Here is a 20,301-nt window from a genome sequence, read left to right as displayed (position 1 = left end):
CATTATTTCCGGCGTTGTTCCCCGCGGTCATCTCCTCGGACAGTTGCCGCACCGCGACTCGTCGCGGCCCTGCGAAAACCCTGCGAGAGGACCAATCGTGCGCACAATCACCACAGCGCTGCTCACCGGAGTCGGGGTGCTGGCGCTGACCTCAGCCGCCCTCACCGGCGTCTCCGCGGCGGCACCGGCTCAGTCCGGGTACGTCGTCGTCCTACACGGCGCCCAGGACCCGGCCGCGTTCGCCACCGGGCACGTCGACCGGCATGGCGGCCAGGTCGGGCACATCTACCAGCACGCGCTGCGCGGATTCTCGGCCACCCTGACCGCGGGCGGCGCCGACGCGCTGCGCCGCGACCCGAGAGTCGCCTCGGTCGAGCCGGACCGGCTCATGCACACCACAGACACCGTCCCCACCGGCGTGGATCGCGCGAACGCCACCGCCAACCCGAACCTGAAAATCAACGGCAGCAACGACTACAGCGTCGACGTCGACGTCGCGGTGATCGACACCGGCGTCGCCCAGCACCCTGACCTGAACGTCGTGGCCAGGACCAACTGCGTCAACAGCACCACCTGCACCAACAACTCGGGTGCCGACGACCACGGCCACGGCACCCACGTGGCGGGCACGATCGGCGCCCGCGACGACGGCGCCGGAGTCGTCGGCATGGCCCCCGGAGCCCGGATCTGGTCGGCGAAAGTGTTGGGCTCCGGCGGAAGCGGCAGCCTGTCCGGGGTCACCGCCGGGGTCGACTGGGTGGCCGCCAACGCCGCCGAGATCGAGGTGGCGAACATGAGCCTCGGCTGCGACAATTGCACCGACGCCGCACTCGGCCAGGCCATCACCAACGCCGTGGCCAAGGGCGTGGTGTTCGTCGTGGCGGCGGGCAACAACCACAAGGACGCCAAGACGTTCTTCCCCGCCAACCTCCCGGACGTCGTCACGGTGTCCGCGCTGGCCGACTTCAACGGCAAGCCGGGCGGCGGCGCGAGCTCGACGTGCCGCGCCGACCAGGACGACACCCTGGCCGATTTCAGCAACTTCGGCTCCACGGTGGAGATCGCCGCGCCCGGCACCTGCATCAACTCCACGCACCTCAACGGCGGGTACAAGGTGTTGAGCGGCACTTCCATGGCCGCGCCGCACGTCGCGGGCGCCGCGGGTCTGCTGACCGCCAACGGCAACCGCGCCACCGGCCGCGACGGCGTCCTCGCCGTGCGGCAGCGGCTGATCGACACCGCGAACACCGACTGGACCGACGACTCCGGCGACAACGTCAAGGAGCCGCTGCTCGACGTCCGGTCCACTCAGGACTACCCGGCCGGCGCCGCGGACCCCGGCCGGCCCACCGCGGCCTTCGCCGGCGCCTGCTCCACGTCGAACACCACCTGCTCGTTCGACGCGGCGGGCTCGACCGACACCGACGGCACCATCACCGGCTACGCCTGGGACTTCGGCGACGGCACCACCGGAACCGGCAAGACCGCTAGCCACACCTATGGCAAGGCGGCCTACTACAGCGTCCGGCTGACCGTGACCGACAACGCGGGCAAGACCAACACCACCCGCCGCATGGTCAAGGCGGGCGACCTGCCGCCCACGGCCGCGTTCACCGTCCGCTGCCAGCGCGACGTCTGCTCCTTCGACGGCGGCGCGTCGACCGACGAGGAGGGCGCCGTCGGCGGCTTCGCGTGGGCGTTCGGTGACGGCACCACCGGAACCGGGAAGACGACGACGCACAGCTACCCGAACATCACCAAGGTCTACCAGGTGAACCTGACCGTCAGCGACAGCCGCGGCCAGACCGGCAGCACCAGCCGCCAGGTCCGCTGCTCGAAGCACATCACCAACCCGCTCTGCTTCGCCATCTGATGCCCGCGCGGTGGCGCTGTGATTCGTTACAGCGCCACCGCGCTTCACCGGTCAGGAATCGAGAAGCGCGGACCGGCGGGCCGCGCCTAGCGTTGCCCGCATGACTTCCATCGACTCCGTGACACTCGAAGTGGCCGACCCCCAGGCCGCCAACGACTTCTACACCGCCGCGTTCGGTTTGGACACCCAGGTGCGCCTGCGGGCCTCGCAGGCGCCGACGACCGGCTTCCGCGGCTTCACCCTCTCCCTCATGGTGTCCCAACCGGCCACCGTCAAGAGCTTCATCGGCGCCGCCATCGACGCGGGCGCCACCCCGCTGAAGCCCGTCGCCAAGTCGTTCTGGGGCTACGGCGGCGTCATCCAGGCGCCCGACGGGACGATCTGGAAGGTCGCGACGTCGGCGAAGAAGGACACCGGCCCGGACACCCGGAAGATCGACGACATGGTGCTGCTGCTGGGAGTCGAGGATATGGCCGCCAGCAAGCGGTTCTACGTCGACCGCGGCCTCGTGGTGGCGAAGAGCTTCGGCCGCAAGTACGTCGAGTTCGCCACCCCGTCGAGCCCGGTCAAGCTGGCCCTCTACGGCCGCCGCGCCCTCGCCAAGGACGCGGGCGTCTCCCCCGACGGCACGGGATCACACCGCCTCATCCTCGGCGGCGATACCGAACCCTTCGCCGACCCCGACGGGTTCACCTGGGAGGCAGCCCGCACCGCTCAGGTGTGAGGGGTCGCCATCGGGGCCAAGCCGAGGTCGGCCAGGACTGTCGCGCCGGTCGTGGCGTGGTCGCCTCCGGCAACGACCAGCGTGCGCGCCCACTGGTAGCGGCAGCCTGCCGCTTCGAACGCCGCGGCGGCGGCGAGCGTCCGGGGCTGGTCGTCGTCGAGCAGGGCCTCGGCGCGTTCCAGGAGAGCGTCCGCGATGGGGTTGCCCGCCACGGTCTTTCGGGCCGCGGCGAGGTAGTCGCGTGCCTCGGGGCTCCCGGCCAGTGCCGCCGCCTCAGCCCGCAGCGCCAGGTGCCAGTGCCGCCACACCCAGACGGACCATTCGTCCAGTTCCTCGGGTTCGCCCACCATCCTCGCCAGCGCCTGCCCGGCCTGACCGTGGTGGAGCAGCACAATGGCGTCGAACACCGCGCTGTGGCCCGCCTTGTGTTCTTGTGCCACACCGAGTTCGTCGACGATGGCCAGCCACTGGTCTCGTGACTCGTCGTCGCCGCGCAGGGCGTGGACCATCGCCACCGCGGCGGCCGCCATGGCGAGGGTGGGCGCGTGCAGGCTGCCGGAGCGCTCCCACGCGTCGAGGAATCGCCTGCTGCCCGCGAGCACGTCGTCGACGTTGCCCGCCAGCGCGTCGGCGACGAGCAGGCGGGACGTGGCGAAGTCGCCCCGTTCGGCCAGCAGCGGCAGGTCGCGAAGCTGCTCGCCCCACCGGCGGGCGCCCTCGATGTCGCCCACTCCGATGCAGGTCTCGGCCGCCTCGGACAGCGCGTTCACCCGCTCGTGCGCGCTGGCCGGGGTCGCGGGCGCCGAGGCGAGCAGCTCGACCCGCCGTCGGGTCGTGGCGGCGGTGGCGAAGGTGTCGCCCGCCCAGCACTGGGCGGCGGTGAGCGCGTCGAGAGCCGCGCTCTCGGCCAGCGGGTCGCCGGTCCGGTGCGCCAGGTCGACGGCCCGCTCGGCGTGCGCAATCGCTTGCGGCACAGCCAGTTGGGGGCTGTCCGTGAGCACGCCGCACTCGGCCAGGGCGATCGCGGCTTGGGCGGCGGGCTCGTCGCCCGCCAGCTCGCGGGCCTCGATCAGCAGCGCCGCGGCCTCGCCCGGCGGTGGCGGCTGGGTGAACGTGCCGGAGAAGCGGTAGGTCGTGGCCGCGGCCGTGGCCAGGTCGCGGGCGGCCCCGGCCGTGTCCCGGGTGCCGCGGGCGGCGTCCCCGGCGGCGTGCGCGGCGTCCCCGGCGGCGTGCGCGCTGTCCCTGGCGCCGCGGGCGGTGTCCGCGGCGGCGCGGAAGAGCCGGTACATGTCGTCACCCCGCATTCGGCAGCCCGCCACCGCCGCGGCGGACCGCAGGGCGGTCGCGGCGACGTCCGCGTCTGCGGCGAGCGATGCCGCCTGTTCGTAGCGCTGCTGGGCCTCGCCGATCAGATTCCGGGTGAAGGCCAGGGAAGCCAGGGCGAGCGCCAGGCCGCACGCGTCGGGTCGGTGATCGGGTTCCGCGGCCGCCCAGCCGAGAGCGGCCCGCAGGTCGTCGGCGGCCGCGTCGAACCTGGCTCGCCACGCCCCCGCGCCCGGTGCCGGGTCACGCGTCAGCTCGGTGGCGGTCGTCGAGCACCAGCGCAGGTGGCGGGAGCGGACCTCGCCGAGTTCGTCCGCGCCGGACAGCTGCTCCACACCGTACTGGCGGATGGTTTCCAGTGTGCGGTAACGGGTTCCGCCCACGGACGGGACCGCCGCCAGCAGGCTGTGTTCGGTGAGCCGGGCCAGACCGTCGACCACCTCGGCAGGCTCTAGCGGCGCGAACCCCGCCACCCCGACGGCGGCGTCGACCGTGAACGGGGCGACGAAGCAGGCGATGCGGCGCAGCAGCGTCCGGTCGGCCGGTTCCAGCAGGTCGTGGCTCCAGTCGAGCATGGCCCGCACCGACTGGTGCCGGTCGGCGGCCCGGGCACCGCCGCTGAGCAGCCGCAGCTGGTCGGACAGGGTGGCGGCGAGGCCGTCGAGGCCGAGCGTGGGCAACCGGGCGGCCGCCAGCTCGATCGCCAGCGCCACACCGTCGAGCCCACGGCAGATCTCAGCGGCCTGGTCACGCTGCTCCGGCGCCACCGGCCAGCCCACCGCGGCGGCCCGGTCGAGGAACAGCGCGACCGCGTCCGACTCGCCGTCGCCGGTCAGCGACAGCGGCGGGATGGGGTGGACGCGTTCGAACGGCACCATCAGCCGGGCCCGGCTGGTGGCCAGCACGGTCAGCCGAGGGCAGCCCGCGAGCAGCCGCTCCAGGAACGGCGCCACGCCGTCCCGCACGTGCTCACAGTTGTCCAGGACCAGCAGCGCGTGCCGGTCCGCCAGCGCGGCGATCACCGACTCGTCCATGCCGCGGCCCTGGTGCTCGCCGATGCCGACCGCGGCGGCCACCGCCGCGCCGACCATCGCCGGATCGGTGACCGGGACAAGGTCGACGAACCACACGCCGTCGGCGAACTCGCCCGCCGCCCGCGCCGCCACCGCGAGCGCCAGCCGGGTCTTGCCGACGCCGCCGGGGCCGACCGCGCTCACCTGCCGGTGCGCGGTGACCGCCTCGGCCAGTGCCGCCCGCTCCCGCTCACGGCCGACGAACGCCGTCACCGACGCGGGCAGCCCGGACGCGACCTTGCCGCCGCGCGCGGCCCGACTCCACTCGGTGGCGAGCTGCGCGAGCGCCCGCCGGTCCGGGGCGCCGAGCTTGCGCAGCAGCGACGACACATGGGTCTCGACGGTGCGCACGGAGATGAACAGCCGCGCGCCGATCTCCGCGTTGCTGAGGTGCTCCCCCAGCAGGGACAGCACCTCGGCTTCCCTCGTAGATATCCCCGCCTGAGCCACCACGGGGCCCATCCTGCCGCATCCAGTGTGGACTCAGTGGTGTTCTCCGTGGTCTGCACGGATGTGGTCCTGCCGCATCCGGGAGAGGCTTATGCCGTGGTCATCACCGGCCACGACCGATCAGATCCAAGGAGTGACCATGTCCGTCAAGACCGTCCTGCACCCCGTCTCCGACCTGGCAGCCGCGAAGGCCGTCTACACCGCCCTGCTCGGCACGGAACCGCAGGTGGACGAGTCGTACTACGTCGGCTTCGAGGCCGATGGCCAGCACATCGGCCTGGTGCCGGGCGGTGGGCCGCAGGGCATGACCTCGCCGGTGGCCTACTGGCACGTGCCGGACATCGAGGCGAAGCTGGCCGAGGTGACCGCCGCGGGCGCCACCGCGCAGGACCCCGTGCGCGACGTCGGCGGCGGTCGGCTGGTCGCCACCTTCACCGACCCCGACGGCAACGTTCTCGGCCTGCTCCAGGACCACTGACCACTGCCCGCGGAACAAGAGAGGAAACCTGCCATGACCGCCACGAAGAAGTCCACCAAGAGCGTCGGGTTCAGCGACGAGGAACTCGCCGCGATGAAGGAGCACGGCCAGGAACTGAAGAAGGCCGCGCGGCGCGGAGCCAAGGCCGACCTGGAGCCGGACGTCCTCGCGAAGATCGCCGAGATGTCGGAACCGGATCGCGCGATGGCCGAGCGGATCCACGCCATCGTCCGATCCAGCGCGCCCGACCTGGCGCCGAAGCTCTGGTACGGGATGCCCGCATACGCCAAGGACGGCAAGGTCGTCTGCTTCTTCCAGAGCGCGGAGAAGTTCAAGGCGAGGTACGCGACGCTCGGCTTCAGCGACCAGGCGACGCTCGACGACGGCGCGATGTGGCCGACCTCCTTCGCACTGACGGCGCTGACCCCCGCCGACGAGAAGCGGATCAGCGCGCTCGTCAAGCAGGCGGCGAGCTGATGACAGCCCCGCCCCGACCGCCCGAGCAGCGCAAGCAGGACACCCTGCACCGGCTCGACCACGACGTCGACGCCTGGGTGGCCACCGCGGGCCCCGCGGGCACGCCGTACCTGGTCCCCCTGTCGTTCCTCTGGGACGGCGACACGCTCCTGATCTCCACCGCGGCCACCAACCCGACGGCGCGGAACCTCCGCGCCGTCGGGCGGATCCGCCTCACGATCGGCCCGACCCGCGACGTGGTGCTCATCGAGGGATCGGCGTCGGTCGCGGACGGGATCACCACCGACGTCGCCGACGAGTTCGCCGCGAAAACCGGCTTCGATCCCCGAAAGCAGCGCGACTACCCGTACTTCCGCGTCCGCCCGGAACTGATCCAGTGCTGGCGCGAGGCCAACGAGATCGCGGGCCGGGACCTGATGATCGCCGGTGAGTGGCAGGTTTAGTCCGCGCTGACCGAAAACCGCGGGAGGCTCAGGGAGCCTTCCCGCGGTTCGGCATTTCCGAATGGCTACTTCTTGTTCAGGGTGATGCTCACGGTGTTGCCCGGGCCCGCGACCAGCGCGTTGACGGTGGGCGCGAACTGCGGGCTGCCCGCGAACAGCGGAATGGTGTAGGTGCCGCTGAGCGTTCCGCCCTTCACCGGGTCGAAACCAGGTGCGGACGTGAGGCTGATGTCCGCCGGTGTGCTGGACAGGAAGCCACCGGTCGTCCGCGAGATCGGCATACCGAACAGTCGGAGGTTCGCAACGCCGATCTTGACCTTGGAGTTGGACCGCACGACACCGTCGGTGAAGGTGCCTGTGGTGTCACCCTGCGGTTGGAAGTCGAGGGACGCCGACACCGGCAGGAAGCCGAACAGGTCGAACCTGATCGACGACTTGTTGAGCCTCAGGTCGGCCTTGAACGCACTGGTGGCCGGGTCGAACTTGGCGTCCAGGCCACCGGTGAGGCGCACGGGCGCCTGCAGCTTCGCGACGGTGGTGCTGCCGCGCAGTCGATAACGGACCTCGATCGGGTTGTTCGGCGCGGTCGTGGTCGTCGGCACGGTTGTGCTCGTGGTCGGCGACGCCGTGGTCGTCGTGGTGACCGGGGGTTCCGTGGTCGTGGTGGTGACTGGAGGCTCGGTGGTCGTGGTCGTGACCGGAGGCTCTGTCGTGGTGACCGGAGGTTCCGTGGTCGTCGTCGTGACCGGAGGTTCCGTGGTGGTGACCGGCGGTTCCGTCGTGGTCGTCGTGACCGGGGGCTCGGTTGTTGTCGTCACCGGCGGTTCCGTCGTCGTGGTGACCGGCGGTTCCGTCGTGGTCGTCGTGACCGGAGGCTCAGTCGTGGTGACCGGAGGTTCGGTGGTGGTCGTGACCGGGGGCTCCGTCGTCGTCGTGACCGGGGGTTCCGTGGTCGTGGTCGTGACCGGCGGTGGCGTGGTGCTGGTCGGAACCGGTGTGGTGGTGGACGGCTCGCCGGTGACCCTGAACGTGGTCAGGACGGTGGGTTCGCCCGAGTACAGGCCACACGCCGCCTCGAAGGTCCCCAGAGCCGTCGGGGTGCCGTCGGCCTTCTTGGGCGTCATGGTCATCTTCATGCTCTTGACCTTGATGTCGCCCGCGCCCGGCTGATCGAACGACAGCGACGGGGTCACACCGTTGGCGCGGATCTTGAACTCCCCGGACGCCGGGATCGACTGCTTCGCGATGGTGATCGGCACCTTCACCGGCAGGGTGAAGCCCGGCGCGCTGATCTCGCTGCCGGACACCGCGGCGCCTTCGATCGTGGTGGCGCCCAACATGTTCATCCCCAGCGTCGAGGACGCGGGCACGGTGGCGTCGGCTTCGATCCGGAACTCGCCGGAGTCCTGGCCGGCCGGGATCTCGGCCGGGATGTCGGCGGTGATGTCCACGACGATCGGCTGATGGCCCAGCATCGGGAACACGCAGTCGTAGGTCTGGCTCAGCCTCGCGGGCTCACCCGGTGGGCGCGGAACCGGGGTGTGGGTGACCGGCGGCGGCGGCGGATCGCCCGTCCACTGTTCGTCGGTGATGGTGATGGTGGCGAGCTTGGTCGGCTCGCCCGCATTCAGCGTGCAGTCGGCCTTGAACGCCTTGGTGACCGGGTCGGACCCGGGGAGCTCGATGGGCGTGCCGTCGAGCTTGCGGGCGATCATCGTGATGGCGATGTCGTTGACGCTGACCGTCGCCGTGCCGGGCTTGGTGAAGCTCAGCGACGGTGTCTCGCCGATGGCCTCGATGGTGAAGTCGGTCGCGGGCCTGGGCACGGGCTGCTTGGCGATCCCCACCGGAACGGTCACCGTCGCCTTGAGCTCGGGCGAGTCGATCTCGGCGACGGACACGGCCGTGCCCTCGATCGACCTGGCGCCGACCAGGCCGAGGCCCGCGGCGGCGTCCGCGCCGACCATGGACAGCGCCTTGATCTTGAACGCCCCGGTCGGCTCGCCGAGCGCCACGGTGGCCGGGATCTCCGAGCTGACCACGATCTTGATCGGCTGGTTGTCGATCAGCGGGAAGACGCAGTCGTAGTTCTGCGTCAGGGTGACCGGCACAGCGGAGCTGCTTCCCGCCCCGACCACCAGACCCACGGTGATCAGCCCCGCGACACTTACCGCGGCGACTCCCGCGGCCATCATTCTCCCAGGCAATCGGACAGGTTTCACGATTATCCCTTTCCTGTGGCTGATTCAGCTCGGCGCGCCGCTTTTATCGGGATAGGGGGCATAGCAATTCCCCGACTGCCGTCGGTCCCGTTGATGCGGTTTCATCCAGGGTTTGAGTACCAGGCGGTACGCCAAGAAATGTAGGGTACTTCAAGTCTGCGGACAAGCATTGTGTTTGCTAGTAACCGCACAACACGCTTGTCGTGTCATGACAATTTCCGCCATTTTTAGCCGGAAATGCGAAAGCGGCAAGAAACCTGCTTAGCCGATCAGCGCATTCCGCCATAGGCGCGTGATACCCGCACGGATGCGTTGTTCGCCGATTTCGGGAAGGAGCGCGGCGATGTGTTCGGCGGCGAGAGAAGCGAGCAGCGCGTGGGCGGTGTCTTCCGCGTCCGCGGTGTCGGCGAGCAGGATCGTCACGTGCCGGTGCCAGAACCGGTAGGCGCCGATCCGGTACCTGGCGCCGGGCGCCGCGGTCTCCGACATCCGCACCAGGGGCAGATGCGCGAGCAGGTAGTCGAGGTACGCGTCGGCGAACGCGGCGAGACGGTCGGCCGCCGGAGCACCGGGACCCAGCGGCGCCGGTCCGCTCAGGATCGCTTCCTGGAGCACCTGCTCGCGCGCGTCCAGCAGTGCGACGGCCAGTCCGGCCTTGTCGCCGAAGCGGCGAAACAGGGTGCCCTTGCCGACACCCGCGGCCGCCGCCACCTGGTCCATGGACACCGCTTCGACGCCGTGCTCGGCGAAGAGCCGGGCGGCCGCGTCCAGGATGACGGCCCGGTTGCGGGCGGCGTCCGCGCGCTCCCTGGGCGGCGGCGTGCGCAGCAGTTCCACCGGGATTGCCGAACCGGACTGCGGTCCGTTAAGGTCGTGAGGCACATCCGGACTATAGTCCGATTAGCTGGAGGTAGCGACATGACCGCATCCATCACCCGTGACGAGCTGAAGGCCGCGATCGACGCGGGCGCCGTGACCCTGGTCGACGCGCTGGGTGGCGAGTACTACGCCAAGCAACACCTGCCCGGCGCCGTCGCCCTGGTCCTGACCGACGTCGACGCACAGGCGTCCACCGTGCTGCCCGACCGCGATGCCGCGATCGTCACCTACTGCTCCAACTTCGCCTGCCCCAACAGCGGACAGGTCGCCGAACGGCTCACCGCGCTGGGCTACACCGACGTCCGCAAGTACGGCGACGGCATCGAGGATTGGGTGGCGGCGGGCCTGCCCACCGAGTCGGCTTGACCTTCGCCTGCCGTCAGCGCCCGCGACAGTCGGCGCTGACGGCAGGCGCGGCGAGTTCGTAGCCCGCTTCTTCGACCGCGGCACGGACATCCGCGATTTCGCGGTCCCGCTGATCGCGGCCGGAAGCCTTGTGGCCGCGGCGGGATTCGCATCACCGCCTTCGTCGGCGACGGCATCGGGCTCGCGTGGACAGTGGCGATCTGGACCGCCGGGGAGATCCTCATTGTCGGTTCGCTGCCGACGATCGTGGCGGCCCTGGCGCCACCGGGACTCCAGGGCGCCCACGCGGGCATCTCCGGCATGAGCTGGGCGGCGGGCGCGATCGCGGCCCCCACCGTCGGCATGGCGCTGCTCCCGTTGGGGCCCAACGTCTTGTGGGGTGGCGTCGGACTGATCGGCGCCGACTACGCCTCCCTGATCGTCGAGATCCTCGCCGACAACGCCGATCCGGTCGCCGGTGCGCTCCATGGCGACCTCGACATGCCCTTCGCCACGTTCGTCGGACAGCTCGCGACCGCGTACGCCGACCGGTAAGCACCGCGCCGCCTGACCGGACGGCGTCTTCCGGTCAGGCGGCGCGATCTCACTACGGAGTCGCGTAGCTCTGAGCGTGGCCCTTGACCATCAGGGTGTTGAGAGTGGAGAAGCGCAGGCTGATCAGGCTCAGTGTCGGGCCCATCAGCGTCAGCGCGTTCGGGTCGGACGCGAGCAGCCCCTCGGGGCTGGAGTAATGGTGGTGTCCGCCAAGGAGGTGGCCGACCTCGTGCGCCAGGATCTTGCCGGTGCCGTCGCTGACCGGGATCGGCAGGAGCGGCGTGCCGACGCCGTGGACCTCGCCGACGGCGAAGGCCCGGTCGGGGTAGCGCACCCCGCCGATGCAGTCGGCCAGGCCCGCCACGTTGTTCCCGGTGACGCCCGCGGCGGTGATGTCCTTCGTGGTCATCGTGTACACGACATCGATGCCCGCGGGCCTGGCGCCGCCATAGAAGTCCTTGGCCTGCTGGTTGAGGCCGGGCGCGTCCACACCGGTGAACGACACGGCCTGGTAGGAGTCGGCGACGGTGATGCCCGCGGGCTCGTAGGCGCGGCGCATGGCCGCCACCGCCGTCTGTGCCTCGCTCTGGGAGGCGCCGTCGAGCAGGATCCGCAGGTCCAGGCGGACCGGGGTGTTGTCCAGGGACAGCACGTGGGGAACGAGCTGGGTGCAGGACAGCAGCCCGCCATCGATGTCCGGCAGCACGACCGGGTCAGCGGTGGCGGGACCGTTGGTCGTGGTGACGGCTGTGGCGGCGGTGATGGCGGCGATGAGGGTCAGTCGACGGAACATGCGCACCTCCGAGGTCGGATGGCGGGGGTCGCCCGCCACCCCGACCAACGAGGCTGTCCGGCGGAAGTGACGGCAGGTCGGAAGCCACCGGCGCGGACGGATCCACTGGGCCGCGCATTGATTGGGTACCCCCGTTGAATCCCGGGCCCGTGCGCCGAGGTCCGTTGTGGCCGCAAGGTAAGTCTTGAGCGGCGACCCGAACGTCACGACCCTGCTTTCGCCGCTCAGACGAGGGAGTCAAACCAGATGAACAGAAACATCAGGCGCGCCCTGCTTGCAGCGCTGGCCGCGGCGTCGGCGGTGGCCGCGCTCCAGCCCGCGGCGGGCGCGGCTCCGCCGGAGGGCAAGGTCGTGGAGGCCCGGCAGCACTGGGCCGAGGGCTGGTACAACGTCCGGCTGCACGACGCCGCCGGGGCCAGTGCCGAGTCGATCCAGTCGAAGGCGGAGTCCCTGCTGGCGCAGTACGGCGGCACCGTCCAGTCCACCTGGAGCCGGACCCTTCAGGGCTTCTCGGTGCGCGGCCTGTCCGAGGGGGCGGCCAGGCGGCTGGCCGCGAACCCGGCGGTCAAGGCGGTGTACGAGACCGGGACGGCGCGCGGCGCCGACGTCCAGGACAACGCGCCGTGGACCGTCGACCGGGTGGACCAGGCGGACCTGCCGCTGAACACCAAGTACGAGTACACCGCCACCGGCGAGGGCGTCACCGTCTACAACATGGACAGCGGCACCCGGGTCTCCCACTCGGAGTTCGAGGGCCGGGCCAGGGACGGATACGACTTCTTCGACAAGGACGCGGTCGCCCAGGACTGCCACGGCCACGGCACGCACACGGCGAGCATGTCCGTCGGCAAGACCTACGGCGTGGCGAAGAAGGCCAAGCTGGTGGCGCTGCGGGTCTTCGACTGCAGCAACTCCGGCCCGGACGCCCTGGTCATCGACGCGGTCGAGTGGATCGACGCGAACGGGCAGAAGCCCGCGGTGGTCAACATGAGCCTCGGCCAGTACGAGGCGGGCATCGGCGACGAGCAGATCAGGTCCTCGATCCAGAAGGGCTTCATCTACGTCTTCGCCGCGGGCAACAACAACGGCGCGGCCGCCTGCAACTACAGCCCGGCGCGCGTCACCGAGGGCCTCACCGTGGCCTCGACCGAGAAGAACGACTCCCGTTCGGGCTTCTCGAACATCGGCACCTGCGTCGACCTGTTCGCCCCCGGCGGCAGCAACACCGGCGCCGCGTACAGCAGCGACACCGCGACCCGGCAGGACCAGGGCACCTCGTTCTCCGCCCCACTGGTCACCGGTGCGGCGGCGCTGTACCTGCAGAGCCACCCGACCGCCAACCAGGCCGAGGTGAACAAGGCGATCATCGACTCCGCCACCGCGGGCAAGGTCACCAACGCGGGCACCGGCTCGCCGAACAAGTTGCTCTACACCAAGGGCGTCACCGGTGGCCCCGGCCCCGGCCCGACCTGCGCCAAGCAGACCAACGACACCGATGTGTCCATTCCGGACGCTGGCAGCGCGGTCGTCAGCACCATCACGGTGTCCGGCTGCACGGGTAGCGGGTCGTCCGCCGCGCAGGTGGAGGTCGCCGTCGCCCACTCGTACCGTGGCGACTTGGTTGTCGAGCTGGTGGCGCCGGACGGTTCCGCTTACCGGCTGAAGGAATCTTCCGCGGCTGACCACGTCGATGACGTGCGTGCCACGTACACGGTCAATCTGTCTTCGGAGACGAAGAACGGTGACTGGAAGCTGCGGGTGCAGGATGTCTACCGCTATGACACCGGCACGATCCAGAGTTGGAGCTTGACGGTTTGATGCTCTGACGCTTCGCCAGAACCCCCGGTGCCTTTGGTGCCGGGGGTTCTTGCCTGCGTTGGGGGTGCCTGTTTGGGTGGTTCGCCTTGATTTGGGGACCCCGGAAATGGGCCTGCGCGGGCAAAGAGGGTGGGGAGGTGAAACCCACCCGCGCCGGAAGTTTAGGCCCATTTCACCCCAAATCAAGGCGAACCACCCAAACAGGCCGTTCTGTTGGGCCCCGTGCGTTTGGGGAGCGGAGAGCTTCTCCCAGAACGAGCCGGGGGTCGTGTGCCCGTAGGTCTCACCCAGTTTTGGTCCACAGCAAGAAACCCGATGGGAACCCGCACACCCCTCACCCGGTTTCTGTCGCACGGCAGGAAGCCCGGCGGGAGTCTGTGTGCTTCCCCCACCGGGCTTCCATCACAGAGCAGGGAACCGGGTGGGAGTCTGCACTTCTCCCACCCGGTTCCCTGCCTAGCGCCTACCTCCCTGCTGGAGCCGCTAGGTCACCGTGAGCGTGAACACCGCACTCCCGGTCTTCCCATCGCTTGCCGTACCGGTGATCGTGATCCGGTATGTCCCGGCCGGGGTCGACCACGACGTGGCGATGTGGGCCCAAGCCTGCTGGCCGGGGCTCACCGTCGCCGGCTGGAAGTTGACCGTGCCGCCCGGCGGCAGGCCGGACGCGCGCAGGGTGACCGGGGTGGTCGCGCCCGTGATGGTCAGCGAGGGGAAGGCTCCGCCGCCCTTGAACGTGCTCGCCGAAGACGGCGACAGTGCGATGGTGAGGCCACCCGGCTGTGGGTCGCCGCCGCCGACGGTGAGGGCCAGCGTCGCGGTGCGGGTGATCGAACCGGAGGTTCCGGTCACGGTCACCGAGTAGTTGCCCGCGGGCGTGCTCGAGGTGGTGGTGATCGTCAGCTTGGCGTTCGTGCCGGACTTGATCGAAGCGGGCTGGAACACCGCCTGCGCACCAGACGGGAGTCCGCCGGCGCTCAGGGTGACGTCGGCGGAGGTGCCGCCGACCACCGTGCTGGTGACCGTGGTGGAGATGGTGCTGCCCGGGTTCACCTTCACCGACGCCGGGCTGAGCCCGAGGCCGAAGTCAGCACCTGGGCTTCCCGCGCCGATGGTCAGCGACAGCGTGGACGTCTTGGTCACGCCGGACGCCGACTTGGCGTTCACCGTCACCGAATGCGTGCCGTCCGGGGTGCCGGACGCCACGGACACCGACAGTTTCGCGCTGTCGCCGGACTTCACCGTGGCGGGCTGGAAGTCCGCCGTCACACCGGACGGCAGCCCGGTCGCCGAGAGGGTCACATCCTCCACAGTGGAGCCCGAAGTGGTCTTGACCCCGACGGAACCGCTGGCTCCAGCCGCGACCGTCAGCGAGGCCGGGTCGACGCTGACGCCGAACTCGGCGGGCGTGGTGTCGCCCACCTGCTGCTTGACCCAGTCGCCCATGTCGTTGTCGAGTCGGGCGTAGATGCTGTACCAGCGGAAGTCCGACCGGCTCCACGACGCCAGGCCGACGATCTTGCCGCCGACCACGAAGGGTCCGCCGCTGTCGCCGGGCAGGATGGTGACGCGGCCGTCCTGGTAACCGGCGCAGATCATGGTCGCGAGCTTGTAGCCCGCGGCCACACCCTGGCACTGGTTGGTGCCGTCGACGATCGGAAGATCAGCCTTGTCCAGCGTGACATCGGCGGGGACGTCGTCGTGGGTCTTCTTGCCGTAGCCGTAACCGCGGCCGGTGTCACCGACCTTCCAGATGCCCGCGTCCGCGGAGGTGGCGTACTTCGCCCACTTGTCCGGCGACAGCGGGATGTCCTCGTTGGTCGTCACGACCGCGACGTCGTAGCCTTGGTCCCAGTTGATGAACTTGGGGTGCTTCACGTACGACTTCGTGGTCAGCGTGGTGCCGGTGCCGACCTGGAGGTCGTCCAGGCCGTACAGGAACGTCTTCGTGCCGGCCAGGTCGTGACAGTGCGCCGCCGTCAGGATGTGCCTCGGCCCGATCACGGAGCCGGTGCAGGACTGCTTCATCGGGCGGGAGCCTTCAGAGCGCTGGTTGGCGATAACCGCCGGGAACTCCGACACGGTGGCGTTCTGGCCGTTGTAGAACTGGCCGCTCGCGCCGTCGAAGGTGGAGAGGGAGTTGTCCGCATAGGACAGACCCGGGTCGTGGGGCGCGCGCTTCTGCTCCCCGCTGGTCGCCGCGACGGCGACCGTGGCCACGCTGGCGGCGGCCAGCGCCATGCCCACCGTGAGCGCGATCCGCTTGGATCTCAACATGGTGCTCTTTCCTTCCACAGTGGATCGCGGGCTCACGGGGTGAGCGTCCAGGAGGTGATGGAGCCGGTGTCGTAGCGGTAGACGTCGGTCACCCGCAGCTTCCAGGTGCCGTTCTTCGTCTCCGACGACGCGTTGACGGAGAAGGTGGTGTGGATGCCACCCGCGTCACCGACGCCACCCGCCCGCTGCAGGGTGTAGGCCGTGCCGGACGGACCGACGAGCTCCACCAGCAGGTCCGCGCTGTAGCTGTGGGTGATGTCGACCTTCACCGAGGTGGTGGCCGAGGCGTTGCCGGTGCAGTTGCTGACCGTCACCGAGGACTCGACCGCCGCGCCCGCGTCGGGGATGGCCGTCGTGGTCGAGTTGGTCGGCGCCGCGCAGGTGCCGGGGCCGGGGTTGGTGCCACCCAGTTTCGTGACGTTGAGCAGCTTGTTCGGGGATCCGCTGCCGATGTTGGTGATCTTGCCCGCCACCGAGGCGTCCAGGATCGCCTGGGCCACCGTCGCGGGGCTGCCGCCCGGCTTGGCGGTCAGGTAGATCGCCGCCGCGCCCGAGACGTGCGGGGCCGCCATCGACGTGCCGCTCATCTGCTTGGCTCCCCCGTCCTTGTTGACGGAGGTGATCAGGTTGCCCGGCGCGAAGAGGTCGACACAGGTCCCGTAGTTCGACATGGCGCCGTTGGGGAACGTGGCCCGCACGTCCTTGTCGTTGGACGCCGCGACGGTGATCGCCTCGGGGATGCGGGCCGGGCTGAACGTGCAGGCGTCGGAGCCGTTGTTGCCCGCCGCGAGGACGGTGGTGATGCCCTTGGCGACGGCGCGCTTGGCGGCGTCGTCGACCGAGGTGTTGGTCGACCCGCCGAGGCTGGCCTGCAGGATCGAGTTGGGGCCCGCGTTCTGCGTCACCCAGTCGAACCCGCCGATGATGCCCGACCAGGCACCGCTGTTGTCGCAGCCCAGCACCCGGACCCCGACCAGCTTGACCTTCTTGGCCACGCCATGGCTGGTGCCACCGACCGTGCCCGCGACGTGCGAGCCGTGCCCGTGGCAGTCCGTCGTGTTGGTGTCGTTGTCGATGAAGTCCTTGCCCGAGGTGACCCGCCCACCGAAGTCGGGGTGGCTGCCGGTGATACCGCTGTCCACGACGTAGACGGTCGCGCCCTCGCCGTCGTTCGGGTAGGTGTACTTGTTGTCCAGCGGCAGCGACTCCTGGTCGATCCGGTCGAGACCGTACGACGGTGGGTTCGGCTGCTCGCCGAACCCGTGGGCGATGCCGTCCTGCTCGACGTAGGCGACCAACGGGTCGGCGGCGAGCTGCCGCGCGCGCTGCTCGGGCATGGTCGCCGAGAAACCGAGGATGGTCGCGGTATAGGTCAGCTTCCTGGTGGCGCCGTACTTCGCCGCCAGGTCACGCGTGGTCGTGTCGACCGACGCCGCCGACGCGCGGAGACCGGCGTCGTCCTTGAGGACAACGATGTAGTTGTCCTTCACCGTGCCCGGGGCCCCCGCACCGCGCACCTGTGCCTCCGGCGGCGCGGACGGCGCCGCGAACGCGGGCACCACCGCGGCCATGAGCGCGCCCGAAGCGAGAACGCCCATCACCGCCAACCGGACTGGTCGTTTGAAACCCATCGATGTGCTCCATTCACCACACCACGCGGACATCCGCACGGTGAGGCGGCCGCAAGCAGGGTGGAGTAGATCGGGCGGCCGCCTGCGAGTCACCCTCCCCCGCAGTCCCCGCCCAACCATCCGTGGTGAAACGAGTAGTAGTACCCAATTTTTGCGCCGGGCCGTTACCCACCCAGTTGGTGCTTACGCTCGAGGTCATGACAGCGGTCGAGGAGTGGCAGGGTCTGCGGCTTCCCTTTGTGGGGCGGCAGGAGGAACTCCGTGCGGGGATTCGCGCCGTGCTCTCGGCGCCGTCGGCCGTGTGCGTGACCGGCCCGCCCGGGGTGGGGAAGACCCGGCTGGTGCGGGAGATCCTGGCGGACCGGCAGGTGCGGTCGCGCACGGTGCTGCGCGGTGTGTGCCAGCCGCCCCCTGGCGAGGTGTTTCCCTATGGCGCGGTGTTCGAGGCGCTGCGCCAGGCCGGGCCGCCGACGAGGACGCCGAGCCCGGTCACCGGCGCCCTCGCGCCATACCTGCCGGAGCTCGCCGCGCACCTGTCGGCGGCGTTGCCGCCGCTGCCCGACCCCGCGGCGCAGCGGCATCGGCTGTTCCGCGCGGTCCGCGACCTGCTCGACGCGCTGTCGCCCGCGGTGCTCGTCATCGAGGACCTGCAGTGGGCCGACGACGGGACCCGGGCGCTGCTGCGCTACCTGGTCGCCCAGGAGCCCGTGCGGCTGTCCACGGTCGTCACCCAATGGTCGAGGCCGGATCTCCCCGGAGCGCGGGTCATCTCGTTGTCCGGGCTGGATTCCGCCGCGGTGACGGAACTGGCGCTGGCGGTCGACCCGGCGGCCACCAGCCGGGTTCTGTCCGCGCTGCCCGAGTACACCGGCGGCCGACCGCACCTGGTGGAGCACGCCACGGCGTACTCGCTGCGGACCGGCGAGCAGTCGTTGGCGCGCATCCCCCTGCCACGGGCGATGCGGCTGGACACGGCGGCCTGGCTGGACGCGCTGTCCCCGACCGCCCGCGCGGTGGTGGTGGCGTCGGCGGTGGTGGGCGACGCGGCACCGTGCGCGGTGCTCGCCCGGGTCGCCGCGACCACGTCCGGCGAAGCCGCGGCCGCGGTGGCCGAAGCGGTGGCCGCCGGGCTGCTGAGCGAATCCGGCACCGACCGGTACCGGGTCGAGCCCGCGGCGGTGCGCCGGTGCGTGCGCGACGGGCTCGCCGGGCCGGACGCGCGCCGCGCCCACACCCGAGCGCTGAGCGCCTTGCGCGACGACCCGGTCGCCTCCCCCGCCCGCCTCGCCGAGCACGCCCGCCTCGCCGGACGGTTCGCCGACTGGGTCACCTACGCCGAACTCGCCGATGGGGACGGAGCCGCCACCGCGCTCGGCGCTGTCCTCGACGAACCCGCGCTGCCCCCGGACCTCCGCGAGCGCGTCGCCACCCGCTATGCCCGGCTAGTGGCGGCGCACCCGGGGCACGGGGACGCCGCGCGGCTGGACCAACTGGTCCGTGACCCGGTGCTGAGCACGGCGGCCCACGGCGAGGCGCGCCTGGCTTTGGGGCTGGTGCTGGTGCGGCGGCGCGAGGGGGTCGAGGCCGGGCGGACCGAACTCGCGCTCGCCGTCGGTGAGCTGGAAGACCGCCCGGACCGGGCGGCGCGGGCGATGGCGGTGCTGGCCGACCCGGCGCTCGGGGCGCGGTCCCTGGCCGAACACCGGGAGTGGGCCGACCGCGGGGTGCGGACGCTCGCGGGCGACCGGCCCGCACTGCTGGCGTCGATCACCGCGAGCCGGGTGTGCGCGGGGAACGGGCCCGTTCCGGAGTCGGTCCGGCGGCCGCCGGAGGGCGTCCGCGCCCCCGAGGACCGGCTCGACTTGGCCCGCGCGCACCTCACCGTCGCCCACGGGTATTCCTGGACCGGCCAGGCCGCACGGGCCCGCGCCCACCTGCGGACCGCGCGGCGGCTCTCCGACGACTCCCTCGGAGCGGGTCTGGGACTGCGGTTGGACCTGCACACCGGGCAGTGGGCAGGGCTGGCCGAGCGGGCCGAGGCGCACCTGTCGGCCGATCCGGACGCACTGCCCAACAGCGCCGAGGCCGCGCTGGTGCTGGCCGTGCTGGCCTCGGCGACCGGTGACCGGCAGGCCGCGGAGCACTGGTTCGCCCGCACCGGGCTGGACGTTCCGGAGGACGGGATCTGCCCGGTCGTCCTCGCCGCGAGCGCCGGGGTGATCCGCATGCTGCTCGACCGCGACGAGGTCGCCGCCGCCGACGTGGAGGCCGACCGGGCGATGGAGTTGTTCCGCGACAAGGGAATCTGGACGTGGTCCGGCGAGGTGGTCCCGGCCGTCGCCCTGGCCTGGCTGCGCGCGGGCAGACACGCCGACGCCCGCGCGCTGGCCGAGGAACTCACCGCGGTGGCCACCGGACCGGGCGCGCCCGCGGTGGTCGCGGCCGCACACGCCGCGATGGGGGCGGTGGCCGCCGCCGAGGAGGCCGACGAGCGGGCGCTGTGGCATTTCGAGCGCGCCCGCCACCACGCCGCCCGAACCGGTGCCACCTACGCGGCCACCGCCCACGGCGAGAACGCGGTCCGAATCCGGCTGAAGCTGGGCGACGCCGAAGCCGTCAGCGCGCTGATCGCCCTCGTCGGCGCCTACGAGACCCTCGGCGCCACCCGGGACGCCAACCGCTGCAGGCTGCTGCTGCGCGACCACGGCTCGCCGCGCACACCCGGCGCTGGCGCCGCAACGGCCCCGGCGCGTTGTCCCCGCGCGAGCAGGACGTCGCCGCGCTCCTGGTTCAGCACCGGTCGAACCAGGAGATCGCCGACATCCTCTTCCTGTCCCGCCGCACCGTCGAACAGCACGTCGCCGGGGTGCTGCGGAAACTCGGCGTGAAATCCCGCCACGACGTCCCCGGGTCGCTCTAGGGCGACCCTGTTGGTCGCGA

General features: G+C 71.0%; 15 protein-coding genes and 1 pseudogene. 10 read left to right on the top strand and 6 right to left on the bottom strand.

What is annotated here, in order from left to right; all coding sequences use genetic code 11:
• Window positions 1-97 precede the first annotated feature (97 nt).
• Both C8E96_RS15125 and C8E96_RS15120 read left to right on the top strand, forming a co-directional pair.
• A complete protein-coding gene (locus C8E96_RS15125; protein WP_228769844.1) occupies window positions 98-1,873 on the top strand; it encodes a S8 family serine peptidase in 1,776 nt (591 codons plus the stop codon).
• 100 nt (window positions 1,874-1,973) lie between these two features.
• Entirely contained in the window at window positions 1,974-2,597 is a 624-nt protein-coding gene (locus tag C8E96_RS15120; protein ID WP_091373793.1) for a VOC family protein, read from the top strand.
• Here the strand turns inward: C8E96_RS15120 and C8E96_RS15115 are convergent.
• A complete protein-coding gene (locus C8E96_RS15115) occupies window positions 2,588-5,455 on the bottom strand; it encodes an ATP-binding protein (RefSeq protein ID WP_176926754.1) in 2,868 nt (955 codons plus the stop codon). The two genes, C8E96_RS15120 and C8E96_RS15115, sit on opposite strands and share 10 nt — an antisense overlap.
• Window positions 5,456-5,582: 127 nt before the next feature.
• On the opposite strand from C8E96_RS15115, the gene C8E96_RS15110 reads away from it, so the two are divergent.
• The 3 genes from C8E96_RS15110 to C8E96_RS15100 are packed head-to-tail and all read left to right on the top strand — an operon-like array spanning window position 5,583 to window position 6,841.
• On the top strand, window positions 5,583-5,921 hold the full coding sequence (locus C8E96_RS15110; RefSeq protein WP_091374272.1) for a VOC family protein: 339 nt from the start codon (window positions 5,583-5,585) through the stop codon (window positions 5,919-5,921).
• A gap of 33 nt (window positions 5,922-5,954) precedes the next feature.
• Entirely contained in the window at window positions 5,955-6,398 is a 444-nt protein-coding gene (locus C8E96_RS15105; protein WP_091373790.1) for an iron chaperone, read from the top strand.
• Window positions 6,398-6,841, top strand: coding sequence for a pyridoxamine 5'-phosphate oxidase family protein (locus tag C8E96_RS15100; protein ID WP_091373787.1), 444 nt, complete (start codon window positions 6,398-6,400; stop codon window positions 6,839-6,841). The genes C8E96_RS15105 and C8E96_RS15100 overlap by 1 nt, the downstream gene beginning before the upstream one ends.
• Window positions 6,842-6,906: 65 nt before the next feature.
• Here C8E96_RS15100 and C8E96_RS33720 read toward each other — a convergent pair whose 3' ends face one another.
• Window positions 6,907-9,033, bottom strand: coding sequence for a DUF6801 domain-containing protein (locus C8E96_RS33720; protein ID WP_176926753.1), 2,127 nt, complete (start codon window positions 9,031-9,033; stop codon window positions 6,907-6,909).
• A 291-nt stretch (window positions 9,034-9,324) separates the two neighbouring features.
• Window positions 9,325-9,900 (bottom strand): TetR/AcrR family transcriptional regulator, encoded by a 576-nt coding sequence (locus tag C8E96_RS15090; protein WP_091373784.1) that lies wholly within the window; start codon window positions 9,898-9,900, stop codon window positions 9,325-9,327.
• 81 nt (window positions 9,901-9,981) lie between these two features.
• Between C8E96_RS15090 and C8E96_RS15085 the strand changes: the two genes are divergently transcribed.
• A complete protein-coding gene (locus C8E96_RS15085) occupies window positions 9,982-10,308 on the top strand; it encodes a rhodanese-like domain-containing protein (RefSeq protein WP_091373781.1) in 327 nt (108 codons plus the stop codon).
• Between the two features lie 192 nt (window positions 10,309-10,500).
• Window positions 10,501-10,842 carry a hypothetical protein gene (locus tag C8E96_RS15080; RefSeq protein ID WP_091373779.1) on the top strand — a complete coding sequence of 114 codons (342 nt, stop codon included), beginning with the start codon at window positions 10,501-10,503 and terminating at the stop codon, window positions 10,840-10,842.
• A 52-nt stretch (window positions 10,843-10,894) separates the two neighbouring features.
• Here C8E96_RS15080 and C8E96_RS15075 read toward each other — a convergent pair whose 3' ends face one another.
• Window positions 10,895-11,635: a zinc-dependent metalloprotease family protein gene (locus C8E96_RS15075; protein ID WP_133794479.1), complete on the bottom strand. Its 741-nt coding sequence runs from the start codon at window positions 11,633-11,635 to the stop codon at window positions 10,895-10,897.
• Between the two features lie 246 nt (window positions 11,636-11,881).
• Here C8E96_RS15075 and C8E96_RS15070 point away from each other — a divergent pair, with 246 nt between their 5' ends.
• Window positions 11,882-13,453, top strand: coding sequence for a S8 family serine peptidase (locus C8E96_RS15070; protein ID WP_091373773.1), 1,572 nt, complete (start codon window positions 11,882-11,884; stop codon window positions 13,451-13,453).
• A 483-nt stretch (window positions 13,454-13,936) separates the two neighbouring features.
• Here C8E96_RS15070 and C8E96_RS15065 read toward each other — a convergent pair whose 3' ends face one another.
• The gene (locus C8E96_RS15065; protein ID WP_228769841.1) at window positions 13,937-15,730 is read right to left on the bottom strand and encodes a trypsin-like serine protease; all 1,794 of its coding nucleotides are present in this window, start codon (window positions 15,728-15,730) and stop codon (window positions 13,937-13,939) included.
• A gap of 32 nt (window positions 15,731-15,762) precedes the next feature.
• Window positions 15,763-17,361, bottom strand: a complete 1,599-nt coding sequence (locus C8E96_RS15060; RefSeq protein ID WP_228769840.1) for a S8 family peptidase — start codon at window positions 17,359-17,361, stop codon at window positions 15,763-15,765.
• 197 nt (window positions 17,362-17,558) lie between these two features.
• Here C8E96_RS15060 and C8E96_RS34650 point away from each other — a divergent pair.
• Window positions 17,559-18,059, top strand: a pseudogene (locus C8E96_RS34650) (ATP-binding protein); the annotation flags it as partial.
• Between the two features lie 1,613 nt (window positions 18,060-19,672).
• A complete protein-coding gene (locus C8E96_RS34645) occupies window positions 19,673-20,281 on the top strand; it encodes a helix-turn-helix transcriptional regulator (RefSeq protein WP_407642678.1) in 609 nt (202 codons plus the stop codon).
• The last annotated feature ends 20 nt before the right edge of the window (window positions 20,282-20,301 follow it).

This window comes from Actinokineospora alba (assembly GCF_004362515.1).
Classification (GTDB): Bacteria; Actinomycetota; Actinomycetes; order Mycobacteriales; family Pseudonocardiaceae; genus Actinokineospora; species Actinokineospora alba.
The sequence above is the reverse complement of the archived record's forward strand: the minus strand, read 5'-3'. Positions and strand labels throughout refer to the sequence as shown.